This window comes from Ruminococcus sp., from assembly GCF_017549005.1.
Taxonomy (GTDB): Bacteria; Bacillota; Clostridia; order Oscillospirales; family Ruminococcaceae; genus Ruminococcus.
On record NZ_JAFYYT010000035.1, the window covers coordinates 64,559 to 82,920 of the forward strand.

Consider the following 18,362-nt stretch of genomic DNA (forward strand, 5'->3'; position numbering starts at 1 on the left):
AAATAGTCTCTGCCATATATTGACTTTTTGTGCTGCCTGTGCTATAATGATAATGAACCAATAAAAGATAAAAGAGGTTCAAGGGGATATGTATCGAGGTAATCGATAAGGAGAAAAATGAATGAATTACAAGATCAGAAGAGGCGTACTCAAAAAGTACAAAGACGAGAGAAACGTCACCGAGATCTTTGTTCCCGATGATGTAGGCATCATCGGTGAGGGAGCTTTTAACGGCTGTACTAATCTTGTAAGGATCCTTTTACCCGATACCGTTCAGCTTATTTCTGATACGGCATTTATCGGTTGTGAAAACCTGAAATGCATCGCTCTTCCCGAAAGCACTATAAGGTTGGGCTGGTATGCGTTCAAGGGCTGCCATAACCTCAGCGATCTTACTATCCCGTCAACTCTTAAAGAGATAGGAAAGCACGCATTTGCAGGCTGTGACCGTCTTGTATCGGTCAAGGTACTGCATGAAGGCAGGATCTACAAGTTTGTACTCACTTCGGAACTCGATGACGAAAGGTGGCAGGAAATAAGGCATTCTCTCCACCGGCTTGACAAAGCGATTGCGGTTTGATAATCCCACACCCCCGTCCGTAAAGGCGGGTACTCGTAAAGAAGTTTTTATGATTTGAAGATGAGGTTGCGTAACCATGGCGGTTACGCAGCCTTTCTCTTTTTGTCGTACTTCATACTGTCAGCAACGGCAGTCGTTACGGCAACGTCGAAACGATAGTGAATCTCGATTTCCTGAGTGCGGTGACCACTGCTCTTGTCAGGCGCGTGAACGCTGATCTTCTCGACCAGTTCATGCATAATCTCAGGTGTCAGCTCCGTGATATGCTCATATTTCTGTACTGCCCTGATGAATGCGGTCACATCGGCTGACTTCTGTTCGGCAGTATCAATGTAAGCAGTCAGCTCTGCTACGGTTGCTCTTAGCTTCTTCTGCTCGTCCTCATAACCTGCCGACATCATGGCAAATCGCTCATCTGAGATTTTGCCCGAGACATTATCCTCATATAGCCTTGTGAACAGCCGATCCAGTTCTGCGATGCGCTTCTCAGCTTCTTTCAGCTTTTTCTTCGACTTCGCAAGTTCCGAGGACTGCTTCTGAACGGAATTGTCCATAGCCATCTGCACAAACTCGTCCTCATTATCCTTGACAAAGGCAACCATCTTATTTAGTTCACCGAGTATGATCTCTTTCAGCACTATTGTCCTGATGAAGTGAATTGTACAGCCGTTCTTGTCTTTTGCATAGGTGCCACATTTCAGATGCTCTTGGTCGGCAGTCATGGTTGTCGCTCGGCACAGATACAACTTCTTTCCACAGTCGGCACAGTAACAGATGCCTGAAAACGGATTGACTTCTTCGTGCTTTGTCGGGCGGCGTTTGTTCTTGCGAAGCTCCTGCACCAAGTCAAACTCCTGCTGTGTGATGATAGGCTCATGGGTGTTCTCAAAAATCAGCCAGTCCTCTTTTGGGTTATCCACACGCTTCTTGTTTTTGTAGGACTTCACATGAGTACGGAAATTCACAGTGTGACCTGCGTATTCGGGCTTTTCGAGAATACCCGAAATAGTCTCCATACCCCAACGATTAAGGTTAGCATTCTTATGACCGTTATCCCTGCCCTGCAACAATGCATAAGCCGTCGGCGTTGGGATGCCCTGTTCCGTTAAGATTCGAGCAATCTGCGCCGGACCGTAGCCGTCAATGCAAAGATGAAAAATCTTGCGAACAACTTCGGCGGCTTCATCGTCGATCACCCAAAGGTTCTTGTCCGTTTCCGAATGCTTGTAGCCGTAGATCGGATTAGAAAGATGTTTGCCCGACTGCCCCTTTGCCTTGAAAACGGCTCTGATCTTCTTGCTTGTGTCCCTGGCATACCAGTCATTAAAAATGTTCTTGAATGCCATCAGCTCGTTTTCGGATTTGAACGTATCCACACCGTCATTGATTGCAATGTAGCGGACATCATAATCAGGAAATATGATCTCGATGTATTCGCCTGTTTTCAGATAATCACGACCTAAACGGCTCAAATCCTTAGTAATGACTGTCCCGACTTTTCCGGCTTCTACATCAGCCATCATAGTCTTGAATCCGTCACGTTCAAAAGTAGTGCCGCTGACACCATCGTCAACGTAGTATACTGTATTTGTAAAGCCATTATCATCGGCGTACTTCTTGAGGATAGCCTTCTGATTGGTGATGCTGTTGCTCTCACCCTGTAACATATCGTCCTGCGAAAGACGACAATACAATGCTGTGATCTTGTCTGCCATAATTAACCTCTCTTTCCGACAGATACAGCAAGCTATGTTATCATTATAGCACGCATTGGAAAATGATTCAATGCGCCGATATTCCAAAGTTACACAGCCTGCTTCTCAGGTTCTTGTCCGGATTCACCGAGGAGTTTTTCACTCTCTCGTATGATCAGCCTTTTCAGAATATCCGAAAGGCTATCCTTTGAAGCAGGGTTGAACACGGTAGTCACCGTGTAAAGAGTATGTCCGATCTTGTATTCGGACGTTGTATTAAAAGTAGTGTTTGTATTCATAGCGAATTTTACTCCTTTAGCTTCTCTGTCTCTATGCTTTAGAGTCGAGGGCTTCGCTTTCTATCTCTCACCCTCATAATAGCCGTAAGATCGGCTCAGTGTTTTGAGCCGACTGAGTATTTTACGGCTACACTTTTTGTTATCGGATAGTTTTAATCCTCATAGGGATTCGCTTTATCCGTAAAGCTCATTTGCTGTCTGAAGTCTGCGACGAGTCGGCGGTATTGCTTTTCTCATTCTCAGCGTTTCCACCTCCGACCAGTTTCAGCAGCTCGTCATCGGACAGACCGCTGGCTCTCAGTTTCTCCAGAAGCTGATGCTCCGAGGTGATGATCTCATCAAGCTCACGGGGCTTGCAGTTGTATTCCTCCGCCATAGCCAGACGGGAAACTTCTTTCAGCTTATCCTCCAGCGTTTTCTTTTTCGCCGTATCGCCGGCGATACGCTTTTCCAAACCTTTGATCTTCTCGATGAGCTGATCTCTCTTTTCTGTATAGATGCCCATAGAAAAATCACAACCTTTCATTTTTTGTTCTCAGCAGGCAGAGCCGAGTGACCGAAGCTCACCTGCCATGATCCAATTATAGCGCGCTCTACATTTGAAATACAAGCCGCATTGCGCACAAACTTTTGTTCATACTTTGTCAACAAATGTCCGGGGAATTTTTAGATTCAAAAAACTGAAATCACGCTATTTCGCAGTTTATGCTATCCGGTCATTTTGACGAAGCAATTTTGAGCGAACATAAAAAATCTGAAATTTATTATTGACGTGATCGGGAAAGTGCGCTATATTGATTATGGAGAGCGACGAAACAGAGAAAGTCGCACAGCTCCAATTCTCGAAATCGAGAAAAACGACCGAGCCGAAAGGCTCGGAAATGACATTCGCCCCACAGGGGCGAAACTCTACCAGCAAGCACGGTACTATGTGGGCGCAAATTGCGACTTCACACATAGTACAAGGCTTGGCAGAGGGCGCTGCCCCTACGACCCCGAATTGAGAAAAATAAAAAGGAGAACAAGAGAAAATGAAAGACGAAAAGAAGCGTACATTGTACCTGAAAGTCCGTGTCAGCCCCGAAGAAATGGCGGCTATCAAGAAGAAGTTTGCTAACAGCGGTATGAGCAGTCTCAGCACATTTGTAAGAGCCATGATCTTCGAGGGTTACATCGTCCATATCGACGAAAACGAGCTGAAACGGCTCACTGTACTTGCGAATAATATCGCAAACAATATCAACCAAATTGCCCACCGAGCAAATGTCACAAACAAAGTTTACAAGGAAGATATTGAGGAGATCAAGGAGCTTGGCGATAAGCTCTGGCGTCCGCTGATGTTTCTGCAAACAAAGGTTGCTCAGCTAAAGCATTGAGCAGAATATGAAAATCGCCGTCAGGATAATTCCCGACGGCGATGAAATACGATATGTGCGCAATGTACCGGAAAGACTTTTGAAATTGCTGCGCCTTTCACAATAATGGTTACAATTATTCCGATATGCTGGACTCTGGCACTATTATGGTATATACTGTATCTACAATAATGATTTGGAGGTAACAGTTATGTTGAAAACACCTGAATTGGCAATGCCAAGGTCAAGCAAGGTCACGACCGTATACAACGGCAGATGTGAGGTCTGGACGGACTATGAAGAAGCAAAAGCCTATTTCCTTGAACTCATGATGTCTACGGACGGTGATGAGCGAGACCGAGCAGAGTGCGTATACATTCAGCTACTTCACGGGCTGGATGAGTGTTTGGACGAAGATGAATAACCGAAATAGAGCGAGTTGTCGAAAACGGCAACTCGCTCTTAGATATTGTTATTATTTGGTGCTTTGTGCTTTTTGAGATAAGTAGTTCTTAAATTAGTGATTTGGAGCGCAATTTATACAGAATCCATTTCCGCCATCGTTTTCGATAGAAATGTCTGTACCGCATTCTGGACAAGTTGTATAAGGTTTTGAATGCTCATATTTGGGGTATCTTTCCAATCTGCTGTCCCCTCCTAAAAAGACATGGAATTTTAATGCCTCTATGTTTTTTTGTTCTCGGTTAATTATGACAGAAACAGCAAAATTAGCTTTATGCTTTTCAATATTTATTCCAGAACCATAGTTATTATGATTATCATAGGAACATTCGGCGTCAATGGATACAGTGCATTTTAATCGTGAAGCAATGGCTTTTTCATCAAAGTAATCAATAGTGAAAATAGATATACCATCAACATTTTGATTGTAATATTTAACATCTTTATATTCATACCCAAATATATTTCCATAAGCGTCTTGACTTTGTCCAGCTAAAGAAATACAATCTTCATTTTGTAATCTCTTGGTAATCTCTGCAATTATAGATGGGAATAGTTCAGTTATTGTTTTCTGTATATTATTGTACTCACTTCGCGCTTTGGAGATTAAATCAAATACATCGCTAATCGACGAAAACACCGTACAGTATTCTTCTGCTTTTAATGCTCTTTTCACGCCATCATCATGGGTAATAAAATACAGAGGATTGTTTTTTCCGAATCTTTGCTTGATTTGCATCACAATAACTGCATCTGGGAATTCCGACTTTTTTCTTTCTTCAAACGGAGGATTTTTGCTAAAGTAGTTGATAAATAAATCTTCTATGCTTAGATTACTATAATCCATCACTGTAACATTTAGAGTATCAAGGAATTCAGTTATGAATGATTCAGCCTCGTTTTTTAACGATTCTTTATCTACCGTAGAAGGCGCGTATGATAATTTAAGTTGTTTTGAAATTGCTTGGCTACTCTGTATGTTATCTAATATCTTATTTGCTTTTTCAACACAATGGCTTTTCATTTCAGCAATCACGACATTGCTTAATACAACCTTTATATAGCCCTCTTGTACATACTGAATCAAGGTAAACAAATCTGAACCTTCATCAATATTGTATTGGTAGGAATCAAAAATATTTGTATCAAATGATATGGTTATTGGAAATTCCATAAATAAGTATTTCACCTCTATTTCTTCAACAGCCTATTGATATGATTCAGTATCATCAACTGGTCCCCGTCATCAAGCTGTTTCATGCCCTCAACCGCTTTCCGTATCAGCTCAGGATTTGAAATGCTGTCGTCGAAGAACTCCGCAGGTGTGATGCCGAAGTAGTCGCATATCGCAAACAGCTCCGACAGCGGTGGAAGGGACTTGCCCGATGAAATGTTGTAGATATATCCACGGCTATGACCGAGATCATAGCTCATCTGGTACTCCGATACGCCCTTTTGCAGTCGAAGCTGTGTGATCCTGTTTCTTACAAAATCGTCTGTCATAGCTAAATCACCTCTTACTACTATAATACAGCAAAAGAAATCAGCTATACTCAAAGGAAATATGTTGTTTGCTCTTGAATAATCTTCTTAGATATGTTATAATCAAGGTATATTAGATTGTTTGTGTAGAAGTATCATTAAAAAGATGAGCAATGACATTTTCAGGTGATAGCTATGGATATATACACTGTTAGTTTCTTTGGGCATCGTTTTGTGGAGAGAGCATCAGAGATAGAAGTCAGGCTTGAAATACTCTTGCATGATCTCATAACGCAAAAGGAGTATGTCGAGTTTCTCATAGGACGGGACGGAGAATTCGATCTGCTGGCAGCATCGTCAATCAGACGAGCGGTCAAGCAATACGGCTACGGTAACACATCAATTATCCTTGTACTGCCATATATGAAAGCCGAGTACCGTGACAACGAGCAGAGCTATCTCAGCTACTATGATGAGGTGGAAATATGCTCGGAATCGTCTGAAGCACACTATAAATCTGCAATACAAGTCCGTAACAGGTGTATGGTTGACCGTTCCAATCTGGTCGTGTGCTGTATTCAGCATAAAAGCGGCGGAGCATATAGGACGATGCAGTATGCTAAAAAGCAAGGAAAACAAGTCAGAAATCTGGCTGACTGCCAACTTTGATTCCGGTGAAATCAAAGTTGAGGATATTTGAGAAGCGGAATCCATTTTTATATTGTAGAAACATAGAGAAACGGATTGCTTTTTCACTAAAATTATGGTATAATATAGTATAAATAATTGTAATTTGTCACATTGCGAATTCTGATTATTTGTTTAGGGGTGATATGATGTTAATAAGACGTAATCTGTTTAACAGACTAATATCATTGATGTTAGTTGTTTCGATTTTGCTTATGACTGTCGGTTGCTCTAATGCACCGCCAACGCCCACTATTTCAGATGCAAATCCGCAGACAGTAACAGAGAGTGTTGAGATAGAGAATATAATCACCGAAAACGAGTTGCACGAATTCATAACAACGGAGATATATCTGGAAGAAATAGTTCTCGCAGAGAACAAAATTTCCGAGCTGTTGCTTGAAGAAGAAACTATCACCGAAGTTATGTGCTGTAAAACCATATATGTTCCACAAGAGCATATAGAGGATTTCGCCGAAAACAGTCAGACAACTCACCTTTTTGGAGAAGGCATCAATATAAAGTCAGTGCTAACAAAGGTAGCGGTAGGCACAGGTGTTATCGTTACTGTTGTGGTCTTAAAGAAAGCAGGACTTCCTGATCCTATTGCAAGTGCTGTTGTCGCTGCTGCAGATGAATCGCTGAAATTTGCAGGAACAGGTGCAGCGATAGGAACTTTGTTCGGAGGATTAACAGGTGCTACCGATGAATTGGACGAAACAGGAAGAAAATCTGCTGTCATAGGATTTGCTACAGCAACAGCCGGTCTTATTCTTTCAATTGTATCATTAGTGGCTGCTGTTCCTTCTGGAGGAAGCACTACTATCACAGCGGCAGCAGGAATAAAGCTCGTTATAGCTGGCATATCGGTCTTAGCTGCAACAGCAGGAACAGCTTATGCAGGATATAACGCCGTGAAAACATATACCTCGACAGATGCAGCCGATATAGATTGGAGCAATGTCGATTGGGAAAAGGTCGGCGTTTCATCGGCAGAGAAAGCTGTTGAAAATGCAGCTGACGGATATATGTGGGGTGCTATCATTGGCACAGTTCATGGCGGTGCTGAGGGATATGACTATTATCAAAAGTATAACTCACCTTATAGTACACTTAAAGCAAGAATAGATCAAACTCCTAAGAATGACGAATACGGTCATTGGTCTGGTGAGAGAGGAAAATCTGATTATATTTACGATAAATCAAAAACAATTAAAATTGGTGAAAAAACTTACGAGATCAAAGCAGACGCTAAAGTGACATACAAAAATGGAGTTCCAGATTTTTCATCAGTTCAAAAAGCCCAAGTAAAAATATCAAATATGACTGATAGCAGAACACAAAATTTCAAACAGGCAGATAAGGCTCTTGCAGAAATCTGGACTAAAAATAAATATGATGGAAAAAGCTGGACAGCAAGAGACATTGAAACATACAGGACAAGTAATGGTTTTACTTGGCACGAAATGAACAATATGGAATCAATGCAATTGGTACCAACTGAAGTTAATGCTGGATTTGGGCATCTTGGCGGAGTCGGAGAATATAACGCCATGATTGGTCAGAAAGGAGTGTCTGATTTTGATTGAATCATTAGAGACAACTATCTGGGGAAGAAAGTTTACGCTGCCTGTTGAGTATGACTGCTACGAAGGCGAAGAAGTAACAAAAGCCCAAATTCAAGCCTTAAAGAATTTCAGATCTCACACAGAATGGATTGAAAAATCAAGGAGTATCGTAGAGAAATACTGCCGAGAACAGGTCATGAGCGACGAGGAAAACACTAAAAAAGATAATATATTCAGCTATATCAAGCCTGAATGCCTTTTTGTCAAGCGGGATAAGGAAAGTCCCCGAATTGCTATGATGTGTAAATACCGCTATGATTTGGAGCATGGCTTAGCTGTTGTCTTTTCTTCGGACGGAGAAGTGACAGTTGGAATGCAGGATATAATTCTCTGACCGTTTGTAGTCACAGACAATTCAATACTGAGAAAAGGAGTATATAAAAATGAAAAGGATCAAAAGAACTCTCTCTGCCCTGCTCGTTGCAGCTCTTGCAATAGGAACACTGACTGCTTGTGGGGAAACCACCTATTCAGCGGCATCTGATTTCTTCTACAGTGCCGATAAAGGTCATAGCTACGGCGACGGCACTAAGGAATATGAGATCGGTGATACCGTATATATGAAGGTAAAGTTCAAGGTTACATCAAATAAGAGCAAGACCTCTCAGGTCAAGGTCGTCCTCACTATTCCCAGCATCGACAATGTGGATGCAAAGTACATGGACGGTCAGATCATCACGCCAAACTTCGATGCGGTAAATAATGTTACTACATACGAATTTACTGCTAACGCCTCTGAGACGGCGGCCGATCAGGAATGCGTTATTCAGTTTGTTCCTAACGCAGTAGGCGAAGTTCCTATGACGCTGGTATTCGATGACAACGTTGATGCATCTTATGACAAGCAGAGCACACTGATATTTGTAGAGAAAAAAGAAGATAAGACGGAGGAAGAATAATGACAGGCTATTGGATCAGGCACAGAGCCTTATTATCAATCTTCCTGAGTGCTGTCATTGCTGTAGTAGCCGGACTGTTGTTCGTATTCCCGTTTATCTCTCAGATAGCTGATAACTACAATTCACAAAGCGTATATAAAAATACAAGTATCGACTTTATCGCTCCTGAGCCGTCTTTTGAGCAGATTAGCGAACTTCCTGGAAGTAATGGAATCGACAAGGTGTTCCCGTTTTTCCTGACTAAAACCGCTGTAAATGCAGGCGGCAAGTCGAGAACAACAACAGTTCTGCTGAGTGACCACTTTGAGAATGTCGATATTACGATGTATAATGACAAGCGACTTATCAAGAAGTCGGATTCAGATTTTGATAATCCGATTCTTGTGGACTGGCAATTTTGTAAGGATACTTTGACAGATATTGGCGATACCGTATCTCTTTCTATTGGTGATACGACCGCAGAATATAGGATATACGCTATCTATGAAACGAACACCATTTACGAAAACGGAGCTATCCTTGCACAGATCAGCACCGAGCAGAAAGATTCTATCGTTCAAAATTCCCAGAACAACGGCTATTCGCAAATGTATATCTCTGCAAATGACTATAACACTTGTCAGGCTTATCTGACCAAGGATTACAGACCTATGGGCAGACTAAAGGATCGTGACCGTTTTGACAGTGACGAGCAGTATCAGGTGCATTATGATGCAATCATGTCATCGGGATATGCAAATGAGATTACAGATTTCCGTGTAAGAGAAAACAGCCTTGATAAGAAGGTCAGTCCTCTGATGGTATGGATCGGCACAGCCCTGTCAGCCGTTTTGATAATAGCTTTCAATGTAGTCATGGCAAAGCGTGGCAGTGAAAAGGGCTATTTCACCAAGCACTGTATCCCCAAGGGACAGAACGTAAAACCATACTACACCAAATCTTTCATTTGTGAGTTGCTCTGTTTTGCTGTCGCTTATGGAATTATACTGTTCCTTAAACAGAATACTTCGGCTATGTATATTCCAAAGAGTGCTATCGGTATTGAGATTGCCTTCATTCCTGTGGCAGTGCTTGTGGCAGAGATTATTAGTCTCTCCATGAACAATTCCATGATAAAGAGCATCACCAAAAAAGAAAAAGCCAAGGCGAAGAAATAATATAAAACGAGGTCAGGTGATAACACAATGAGAAATCGTATAGCTCTACACGCAGAGCCAAGAAAGACGATCACAACATCATTGGCATTCACTTTGATCTCGTTTTTTCTTATGCTCATACTGATTCTTTCTGTGAATAAAGATGCTATCCGGTTGAACTCTCTGCTGCACTCAGACTACGATTACTCGGTAACGATGCAGGATACAGTTCGGAAAGATGACTATTATCAGTTCAATGCAGGAATTGAATTTACGTTGTCTGCCGATGCGAATACCAGTTTAAACGCAGATATTGTTATGCAGTCAAAAGATTCGCTGTATACAGATATGGTCTCTTGGAACGCAGAGCCACTTAGCACCAACGGTGTGGCTGTATCTGAGAATGTAGCCAAATCCAATAATCTGCATATCGGTGATAAGCTCTATTCAAAGCACATTGTCAACGGTGAGATATGCGAATATACTATTGAACAATTCCTTCCCGAAGCGATAAGTGTTAGGGCGACTAACGGCACGAGTCATAGTGACGGGATCATCATTATGGGCTATGACGAACGGTACATCGAAAATATCACGCATAGCAGTATCGTATTTACAAAAGATTCGATCAATGATTTGTCAGCGATAGGGTCGCCTGAGAATATTGTTTATCGTGATGATGAAATAATATCATCGCTCCGAAGCATTATCCTGTATTTAGCGGTTTTGAGCGTAGTCTCGATTGTGGCAACGGTCGCATTAACTGTTATGCTGACCAAATCTTTTTCAAGTAATTTCAGACGATTGATAATACTGGGCTTTGATAGAAAGCAACTTAACAAAGCATATTACAGGCTTGTCCGTGGCACTGGAATCATATCAATTATCGCATCATTTGCTTTTTCGGGTATTGCATTTCTGTTTGTTAATTACAATGCTGTAAAATTACTGATACTGCTGTTGATACCGTTTATTGAGATCATTACTTTGCTTATAGCTTCAAACATATCAAATAAGCGACTCTGGAGGAAGTAGTTATGGGGGATATCCTTAGTATAGATAACCTGTTGATAAAGCTGAAACAACGCACTTTGATACAGAATGTTTCATTTGACATAGGGCAGGGTGAAGCGGTCTTATTATCCGGAGAAAACGGCATCGGAAAGAGTTCCATACTGAAAAGCATTATGCGGTTAGAAACCGATGGAAAGAAAATCGAAGGTAGGATCACACACCATACATTCGGTGATATTCTCTCGTTAAGTGATGACGAATTGCAGCGATTTCGTTCCAGCATTGCCTATATTCCCCAAAAGGACGAATACTCTGAAATGGGGCGCATACAAGTCAGAGATGTTATCAGCAACAGCGGAGAAGCCCACGCAGGCAATGATATGAGCTATTCCGAGGTCAATGACCTGATCGACGAATGGCTGCCACGCAGGGGAGATAACAGCAGGATATTCGATGCAAAGTCCAGACCGGGTAAATTCAGTGGTGGTGAGCAAAGGCTACTACAAGTGTTCTCTGTTATAGCTACTCGTTCAGATGCAGACCTGCTGATCATCGACGAACCGCTTAACAACCTTGACTTTGTGAACGCAAGGTATATCAGTAACCTCATCAATAAGGTCATTCGTGAGCATCCTCAAATGGGCTTGCTGATGATAAGTCATTGCAGGATATTTCCGTTTATTACACGGGAGCTTAAACTTACAGCCAATGGAATAAGCGAGATCTCAGAGCCTTATACTTGCCATAGCTGCTTTGGCGAGCATGATGAGAATGGATTTTATAAGTGAATACATACAAAAACAGGCGGATACCTTTTGTGGAAGTATCCGCCTGTTCTGCTTCATAGCCCGCTGTATAGGTCTTTCCATAATAGTTGTTGAAAAACTTCTATATGAGTACCGCCCTAATAATGGGCGGGGTGTTTTTTGCCTTCACGCATATAAAACATAAGCGCCCGTGCAGCTGCACGGGCGCTTGTTTTACTTGTTCTGTTCGTATTTGGGCATTAACTGCAGCTTGTGGAGATTTGCCCTGTGAAGTCGGTCTATCTTTTCCTTTATCTCCGGTACTGAGCTTAGATCGTCCTCGCCGCGGATATATCTGTCAAGCATTGCATATGTGAAGCCGAGGTTCTCCTCATCTGTCTTGCCGCAAAGTCCGTCGATAGGTACCTTGTGTACCAGTTCTTTGGGAAGCCCGAGATATTCGCCTACCTGTAATACCTCCGTGACAGTGAGGTCGGAAAGGGGAGAGAAATCTCCTGCGGCGTCGCCGTATTTGGTGGAGTAGCCTACCCAGTCCTCGGAGAGGTTGCAGGTATTCACCACTCTGCCGTTGTTGCAGGCTGCTATCGCATAGAGAGTAGTCATCCTTATACGTGCGGGAGTGTTTACAACAGCCTGGTTGGAGGGCTCTAAGTGCTTTTTAAGCTCGTTCATGAAAGCCTTTACGGTATCGCCGATATTTACGGTATAGCTCCTTATGCCGAGAGTGTCCACAAGCAGGTGGCTGTAGGAAATATCAGCCTGTTCGCCCTGCGGCATGAGTACGCCGATGACTCTGTCCCTGCCAAGCGCCTTTACGCATACCGCTGCGGCTACGGAGCTGTCCTTGCCGCCTGATATGCCGATAACGGCATTTGTTGTCGGTGAAGCAGTCTTCTCAAACAGGTCGCGCACCCATTCAACTACTTCATTTGTTACTTCCTCTGCATTGAAACTGTAGCTCATAAAAATACCTCCGCTCTTTATGTGCTGATATTGCGGTATAGTGCCGCATTCAGCGTTTTATTCTGACATTGCCTTCTTTATTGCCGCAAGGAGCTCGTCATAGGTCTCGTATGCGGGAAGCTCGGGGTGATCCTTCTTTATCTGCTCTGTGCTGCGGAAAAGGAAGCCTGCCTTGCTTGCCTCTATCATGCCGAGGTCGTTGTAGCTGTCGCCGCTTGCGATAGTATCATAGCCTATAGACTGAAGTGCCTTTACCGTAGTCAGCTTTGACTTCTCACAGCGCATCCTGAAACCTGTTATCTCGCCGTTTTCAGCTACCTCGAGGCTGTTGCAGAAGATAGTCGGCCAGCCCAGCTTCTTCATGAGAGGAGCTGCAAACTGTGTGAAGGTATCGCTGATGATTATTACCTGACCAAGCTCGCGGAGAGCGTCAAGGAACTCCTTTGCGCCTTCCATAGGCTCGATCTTTGCGATAGTATCCTGTATCTCCCTGAGTCCGAGACCGTGCTCCTTGAGGACGCCGAGACGCCAGTTCATGAGCTTGTCGTAATCGGGCTCGTCACGGGTGGTCTTTTTCAGTTCGGGAATGCCGCTTGCTTCGGAAAAAGCTATCCATATCTCTGGCACAAGAACTCCCTCAAGATCAAGACAAGTTATATACATAATTGATTCCTCCATTAAAAAATATCTTACCCTACTATTATACAACTTTTTCCTTTACTTGTAAAGAAAAAAATAAGAGCAGCTGAGAGCCGCTCTTTATGTCAGTATGAAAGCACGGTGTTGACTATTCCCTGATAGAGATAGCCTGTCTGACTTGCGAAGTCAAATCCGAAATCCGCAGGGTTCTGCAGCTGCATAACTATGATGTATGAGCCGTCATAGCCGTAATCGCTGTAGTCCGTGTACTTTATCTTTTCGCCCGAGCGGTCCGCAACGTTCCTGAGACAGCCCGTGATGTACAGGAAATCTCCGCGCCCGGTTTCTGCGGTTCCCGTTTTTGCAAAGAATTCGTAGTTTTCGGGCACGTATACGCCGATATTATTTGCGACCGCCCTCATGCATTCAAGGAGATTCTGCCGGTTTTCCTCGGGAATGCTTGCGATGACCTCATAGGGAGCGGTGCCCTTTGCACATTCCTTTGACGGGTCGGCAGTATCGACTACCTGCTGAACTACGAAAGGCTTTACCATTTCGCCGAATACGGCTTCTCTGCCGAGTGCGGCAAGGTATATGGGGCAGGTCTGTACATACGACTGACCGAATGCGCTTCGGCGCAGGTCGTCAAGGCAGTGTACCTCGATATTGTTCTCGATAGAGCCGAAATCACAGCTTATGGGATCGCAGAAATGGAAAAGGCTGTTCAGTTCGCTGAGTACCTTTTCTGTTCCGAGCTGATCGAAGGCTTTTGCGAAGAAGATGTTGCTGGAGTTGACAAAGGCTGAATACAGAGTCCTTTCAGGTATAGGATAGCCGCCGATGTCATGGTCCCAGTTCACGATAGTTGCTCCGCTGTCGAACCATTCTCCGTCGTCGTAAAGAGAGGTTATGCCGTTTTTGTCGGCGATGACCTCGGACATTATCTTGAAGCACGAACCGGGAGAAGCATTGGTGAAAGCCTTGTTTTCGAGAGCTCCCGACCACAGTCCGTCTCTGTACTCTGCGTCGGCGTAGTAGAGCTCGGGGTCATAGGTAGGGTAGGAGACCTCCGCAAGAATGGAGCCGTCTGTCCTGAGTACCACCACAGAGCCCGACATACCCATATTTGCCATATATGAGCTGAGGGCTGTCTGCACATCGGAGTTAATGGTGAGCCTTACCGAGCTTCCCACGTCGTGTTCTGCGTTTATGTGTGTGGGATTTGCTTTTTTGAGCAGCCCTGCAAGAGAGCTGTCGAAGCCGTTTGAAGCTTCGCTTATGAGATTGCTGAAGGAGTAGGCACAGTTTTCGCCGTAAAGGCGCTCGTCGTCCTCTCCCTTGGCGTAAGTGCCGTATGTAACAAGATTAAGATTAGTATCGTAAATGTTTCCCCTGTATACCAGCGCCGTAGTGGTGGTAGTAGTTGTCGTTTCTGCTGTTGCAGCTGTGGTAACAGCATTAGCCAAGTCAGTGTTGTGATGGACTTCTAATTGTCCGACCTCCGCTGTACAGGACGGAAACGTCATTGCCGCGGCAGCTGCGCCGATAAGCGGCAGAAGTTTTGTTCCCCTGAAAATCATTTTGATTACCGTCCTCAGAAATATTTGCATTTTCGCATCCCGAAAGATGCAGGAAAGTCATACCTTAATTATACATTTTTTTACATGATACGTCAATATGTTTCGGGAAATAAAATCAAAAAAATCTCCCTGTTTTCGTTGAAAAGCTGTACTTTTCTTGACAAAATATACAGTTTGGATTATAATAAGTGTGTATTCAATAAAAAAGCAGTTATTGTAAAGGAGTAAAGGTCATGGCTTCAAGCAGAGAATACCTTGAGTTTGTGCTGGAACAGCTTTCGGAGATAGAGAGTATAACATACAGGGCAATGATGGGCGAGTTCATCATCTATTGTCAGGGAAAGGTCGTAGGCGGTATCTACGATGACAGATTTCTTGTGAAACCGACTGCTTCGGCTAAGCGTCTTATGCCTGATGATCCCTATGAGCTCCCGTATGAGGGCGGCAGCAAGATGTTGCTGGTCGAGGATATCGACAACAGGGAGTTCCTCAGAGAATTGCTGGAATGCATGGCAGAGGAACTGCCATTGCCCAAGAAAAAGAAATAATAAATAAAAAAGCCATAAAGAAGCAATTCCTTATGGCTTTTACTTATATTTCACAGCTTTACTAATACTTATTTTCCGATTACCCTGTTTAGTATCTCACGGTAAACTCCTGCCGACTGTGAGGCAAACTCAAAGCCGTGTTCGGCAGGGTTCTGTATCTCCATAACTACCACATATGAGCCCGTTTCACCGTAATTGTCGTAGTTTTCCCAGTTCTGTGCGCCGCTGTCGTTATAGTTCTTTGCACAGCCTGTGATGTATAGGAAGTCGCCCAGCCAGCCCTCAGCCGTACCTGTTTTTGCATAGAAGCTGTAGCCGTCAGGGACGTAAACTCCGATATCACCTGCCACTGAGCCCATGACGCTGAGAAGATTGTCCCTGCACTCGGGAGGTATCGACGCTATAACATCGTTTGCCTTTGAGCCGCTGCCGATCTTTTTGTTTGCGTCGGAGCTGTCAACTATGTCCTTCATTACGAACGGTGTGACCATATCGCCGAAAACTGCCTCTCTGCCGAGAGCTGCAAGGAAAATAGGACAGGTGAGCACCTTTGACTGACCGAATGCGCTTCTGCGGAGGTCGTCTATATCTTCGATCTCGATATTGTTGCTGAGATCGCCGAAATCGCAGTGGATGTCGTCGGAATCGTCCTTGCCGAAGTGGAAGATAGTTTTCAGGTCACTGAGAACGGCCTCTTCGCCTATCTGTTCAAAGGCTTTTGCAAAGAAGATGTTGCTTGAGTTGATGAATGCGGAGTTCAGCGAGCGGTTGGGGATAGGATAGCTGCTCTTGTTGGTCTTGTGATCCCAGTTGACGATGGGGTGGTCGTTGCCGAAGTCCCATGTTCCGTCGTCATAGAGGGAATATATGCCGTGTCTGTCCGCAAGCACCTCGGACATTATCTTGAAGCATGAGCCCGGCTCGTAATTGCTGAAAGCCTTGTTTCCCACATCGCCCCAGGCAAGATCGTCGCTGTATTTCTGATCCTCCACTGCATTCGGGTCGTATGAGGGATAGTTTACCTGTGCCATTATTGAGCCGTCTGTCCTGAGGACTACAACTGCTCCCCTGAGATTTATGCTCTCCATGTAGCTGTAGATATCGTTCTGAACATCGCCGTCAATCGTGAGCTTTACGGACTGGCAGCTGTCCTCTCCCGTGGGAGTTGAAAGTATCTTGTCGAAAGCTGTGTCATATCCGTCGGACATGGTTGATATTATATTTGCAAAGGATACGGCGTAATCGCCTGCAAATGTCCTGCGTTTGCCGCTTTCTGCGTCGGAAACGAGGAGATGTCCCTTTGAATCGAAGATATTTCCCTTTGCTCCGCTGCTCTGTGGCAGAGTTGTTTCTGTTTCGGTCTCCGTGACAGTTTCCGTAGTCACGGAGGAAGCTGAGGTCGTGGTATTGGTATTTTCACCCATGTCTGCCTTGCCTACAGGCGATGAGCCGCATGAGGAAAGTGAAGCAAGAATTGCTATTGAAGCTGTAAAAGCAGTTATCTTTTTCATTATCATTTCTGATTTCCCTTAACATTTTTGTATTGTCAGCGTAAAAGCGGCTTTATTTCAGAGCGTACCGCTCCCTGATAAAACGCTTTCAGCCATTGATAATGATATCACATATTCCGCGGTTTGTCAATAAAAAAGCCATAGTACTTCAGATGTGAGTACTATGGCTTCAGCTTTTTATGCACTGACTTTTCCGGTTTTGCTGTCAAGGAGCTTCCTTGCAAAGTGTTCGCAGAAAAACTCTATCAGCGGTCCCATGAAGAATGCGGTTATTATCGTTCCGATACCTGCAATAGTCGGTATCTCCCTGAGGTGACCGCCTCCTGCGACGAACATCACCGAACCGAGTACTACGCAGCACACATCAGTGCAGATACGTATGAACTTGAACTTTCCTATCTTCCATTTGTTAGCCATTATCAGCGCTACAGCGTCATAAGTGGAAACTCCCAGGTCTGCGGTTATATACAGCGAGGAGCCTATGCATATGATGACTATGCCGACTATAAGGAACACGACGCGCATAGGCATTGTCGGCTCTGGAATGACCCAGCGCAGGAACCTGTAGGAGTATTCCGTCACATATCCCAGCAGGAACAGGTTGATAAAGGTGGCGATACCTATGTAATGCCTGTCGAAAATAAGACTGAATGTCAGCAGGACTGCATTGACGATCACATACAGAGTACCGAAGCTGATAGGTATGAGCCTGCTTATGCCGCTCATGAATGACTGGAATGGATCGACGCCGAAGGCTGCCATTTTGAAGATAGCTACGCTTACCGCACCTGCCATGACTCCCAGAATGGACATAATGATTCTTTTTTTCATGTTTTCTCTCTTTTCATGGTTTATTTCTGATTGATTATATCATAGCTTAAAGCCGAAGTCTAACCTAAAATTGCGATGTTATTAACTAAAAATGCGGTTTTATGATAAAAGTATTATTTATTACCGTATAAAAAAGGACAGCCGTATGGGTAATGTCATTAAGCTAAGGAAAAGTAAAATAATCACAGGAATCAAAAAGATCCTGTGATTATTTTTTTTGTATATAATGTAAATTTTTGCAAAAAGGTATTGACAAATAGCCAAAAATGTGCGGCGCAGCTAATCAG

At 43.8% G+C, this 18,362-nt stretch carries 21 protein-coding genes; 11 read left to right on the forward strand and 10 right to left on the reverse strand.

Translation table 11 applies throughout. From position 1 onward, the window contains the following. Window positions 1-121: 121 nt before the first annotated feature. Window positions 122-580 (forward strand): leucine-rich repeat domain-containing protein, encoded by a 459-nt coding sequence (locus tag IKW96_RS08440; protein ID WP_296573133.1) that lies wholly within the window; start codon window positions 122-124, stop codon window positions 578-580. 83 nt (window positions 581-663) lie between these two features. Here IKW96_RS08440 and IKW96_RS08445 read toward each other — a convergent pair whose 3' ends face one another. The 3 genes from IKW96_RS08445 to IKW96_RS08455 form a co-directional block, all read right to left on the reverse strand. Further along, window positions 664-2,295, reverse strand: coding sequence for a recombinase family protein (locus tag IKW96_RS08445; protein ID WP_296573135.1), 1,632 nt, complete (start codon window positions 2,293-2,295; stop codon window positions 664-666). Between the two features lie 89 nt (window positions 2,296-2,384). Continuing rightward, the gene (locus tag IKW96_RS08450) at window positions 2,385-2,573 is read right to left on the reverse strand and encodes a hypothetical protein (RefSeq protein WP_296573138.1); all 189 of its coding nucleotides are present in this window, start codon (window positions 2,571-2,573) and stop codon (window positions 2,385-2,387) included. Window positions 2,574-2,760: 187 nt separating this feature from the next. Beyond that, window positions 2,761-3,078 carry a hypothetical protein gene (locus IKW96_RS08455; RefSeq protein WP_296573140.1) on the reverse strand — a complete coding sequence of 106 codons (318 nt, stop codon included), beginning with the start codon at window positions 3,076-3,078 and terminating at the stop codon, window positions 2,761-2,763. A gap of 526 nt (window positions 3,079-3,604) precedes the next feature. Between IKW96_RS08455 and mobC the strand changes: the two genes are divergently transcribed. Together mobC and IKW96_RS08465 are read left to right on the forward strand one after the other, a co-directional pair. Beyond that, the gene (mobC, locus tag IKW96_RS08460) at window positions 3,605-3,949 is read left to right on the forward strand and encodes a plasmid mobilization relaxosome protein MobC (RefSeq protein ID WP_164163714.1); all 345 of its coding nucleotides are present in this window, start codon (window positions 3,605-3,607) and stop codon (window positions 3,947-3,949) included. 190 nt (window positions 3,950-4,139) lie between these two features. After that, window positions 4,140-4,352, forward strand: coding sequence for a hypothetical protein (locus tag IKW96_RS08465; RefSeq protein WP_296573150.1), 213 nt, complete (start codon window positions 4,140-4,142; stop codon window positions 4,350-4,352). A gap of 93 nt (window positions 4,353-4,445) precedes the next feature. Here the strand turns inward: IKW96_RS08465 and IKW96_RS08470 are convergent, their stop codons facing one another. After that, window positions 4,446-5,564: a PIN domain-containing protein gene (locus tag IKW96_RS08470; protein ID WP_296573152.1), complete on the reverse strand. Its 1,119-nt coding sequence runs from the start codon at window positions 5,562-5,564 to the stop codon at window positions 4,446-4,448. A 17-nt stretch (window positions 5,565-5,581) separates the two neighbouring features. After that, window positions 5,582-5,893, reverse strand: coding sequence for a helix-turn-helix transcriptional regulator (locus IKW96_RS08475; protein WP_072419348.1), 312 nt, complete (start codon window positions 5,891-5,893; stop codon window positions 5,582-5,584). A 213-nt stretch (window positions 5,894-6,106) separates the two neighbouring features. On the opposite strand from IKW96_RS08475, the gene IKW96_RS08480 reads away from it, so the two are divergent. The 7 genes from IKW96_RS08480 to IKW96_RS08510 all read left to right on the forward strand — a co-directional run bounded on the left by IKW96_RS08480 (window position 6,107) and on the right by IKW96_RS08510 (window position 12,024). Further along, window positions 6,107-6,541 (forward strand): hypothetical protein, encoded by a 435-nt coding sequence (locus IKW96_RS08480; protein WP_367112953.1) that lies wholly within the window; start codon window positions 6,107-6,109, stop codon window positions 6,539-6,541. A gap of 164 nt (window positions 6,542-6,705) precedes the next feature. Then, window positions 6,706-8,148, forward strand: coding sequence for an HNH endonuclease (locus IKW96_RS08485; RefSeq protein WP_296573158.1), 1,443 nt, complete (start codon window positions 6,706-6,708; stop codon window positions 8,146-8,148). Beyond that, the gene (locus tag IKW96_RS08490) at window positions 8,141-8,521 is read left to right on the forward strand and encodes a hypothetical protein (protein ID WP_296573161.1); all 381 of its coding nucleotides are present in this window, start codon (window positions 8,141-8,143) and stop codon (window positions 8,519-8,521) included. The genes IKW96_RS08485 and IKW96_RS08490 overlap by 8 nt, the downstream gene beginning before the upstream one ends. A 49-nt stretch (window positions 8,522-8,570) precedes the next feature. Beyond that, window positions 8,571-9,086: a hypothetical protein gene (locus IKW96_RS08495; protein ID WP_296573163.1), complete on the forward strand. Its 516-nt coding sequence runs from the start codon at window positions 8,571-8,573 to the stop codon at window positions 9,084-9,086. Next, complete coding sequence (locus IKW96_RS08500; RefSeq protein WP_296573165.1) at window positions 9,086-10,243, forward strand: hypothetical protein; 1,158 nt, start codon at window positions 9,086-9,088, stop codon at window positions 10,241-10,243. Before IKW96_RS08495 ends, IKW96_RS08500 begins: the two co-directional genes overlap by 1 nt. Window positions 10,244-10,270: 27 nt before the next feature. After that, window positions 10,271-11,257 carry a hypothetical protein gene (locus IKW96_RS08505; RefSeq protein WP_296573168.1) on the forward strand — a complete coding sequence of 329 codons (987 nt, stop codon included), beginning with the start codon at window positions 10,271-10,273 and terminating at the stop codon, window positions 11,255-11,257. Window positions 11,258-11,259: 2 nt separating this feature from the next. Next, window positions 11,260-12,024, forward strand: a complete 765-nt coding sequence (locus tag IKW96_RS08510; RefSeq protein ID WP_296573171.1) for an ATP-binding cassette domain-containing protein — start codon at window positions 11,260-11,262, stop codon at window positions 12,022-12,024. Between the two features lie 192 nt (window positions 12,025-12,216). Here the strand turns inward: IKW96_RS08510 and nadE are convergent, their stop codons facing one another. The 3 genes from nadE to IKW96_RS08525 form a co-directional block, all read right to left on the reverse strand. Continuing rightward, the gene (gene nadE, locus IKW96_RS08515) at window positions 12,217-12,966 is read right to left on the reverse strand and encodes an NAD(+) synthase (RefSeq protein ID WP_296573173.1); all 750 of its coding nucleotides are present in this window, start codon (window positions 12,964-12,966) and stop codon (window positions 12,217-12,219) included. Window positions 12,967-13,023: 57 nt separating this feature from the next. Beyond that, window positions 13,024-13,629 carry a bifunctional phosphoserine phosphatase/homoserine phosphotransferase ThrH gene (gene thrH / locus IKW96_RS08520; protein WP_296573178.1) on the reverse strand — a complete coding sequence of 202 codons (606 nt, stop codon included), beginning with the start codon at window positions 13,627-13,629 and terminating at the stop codon, window positions 13,024-13,026. 101 nt (window positions 13,630-13,730) lie between these two features. After that, entirely contained in the window at window positions 13,731-15,185 is a 1,455-nt protein-coding gene (locus tag IKW96_RS08525) for a penicillin-binding transpeptidase domain-containing protein (RefSeq protein WP_296573182.1), read from the reverse strand. Window positions 15,186-15,418: 233 nt separating this feature from the next. Here IKW96_RS08525 and IKW96_RS08530 point away from each other — a divergent pair, with 233 nt between their 5' ends. After that, window positions 15,419-15,733 carry a TfoX/Sxy family protein gene (locus IKW96_RS08530; protein WP_296573185.1) on the forward strand — a complete coding sequence of 105 codons (315 nt, stop codon included), beginning with the start codon at window positions 15,419-15,421 and terminating at the stop codon, window positions 15,731-15,733. 68 nt (window positions 15,734-15,801) lie between these two features. Here IKW96_RS08530 and IKW96_RS08535 read toward each other — a convergent pair whose 3' ends face one another. Next, window positions 15,802-17,244, reverse strand: a complete 1,443-nt coding sequence (locus tag IKW96_RS08535) for a penicillin-binding transpeptidase domain-containing protein (protein ID WP_296573187.1) — start codon at window positions 17,242-17,244, stop codon at window positions 15,802-15,804. Between the two features lie 177 nt (window positions 17,245-17,421). After that, a complete protein-coding gene (locus IKW96_RS08540) occupies window positions 17,422-18,075 on the reverse strand; it encodes a DUF6198 family protein (RefSeq protein WP_296573190.1) in 654 nt (217 codons plus the stop codon). Window positions 18,076-18,362: the final 287 nt, after the last annotated feature.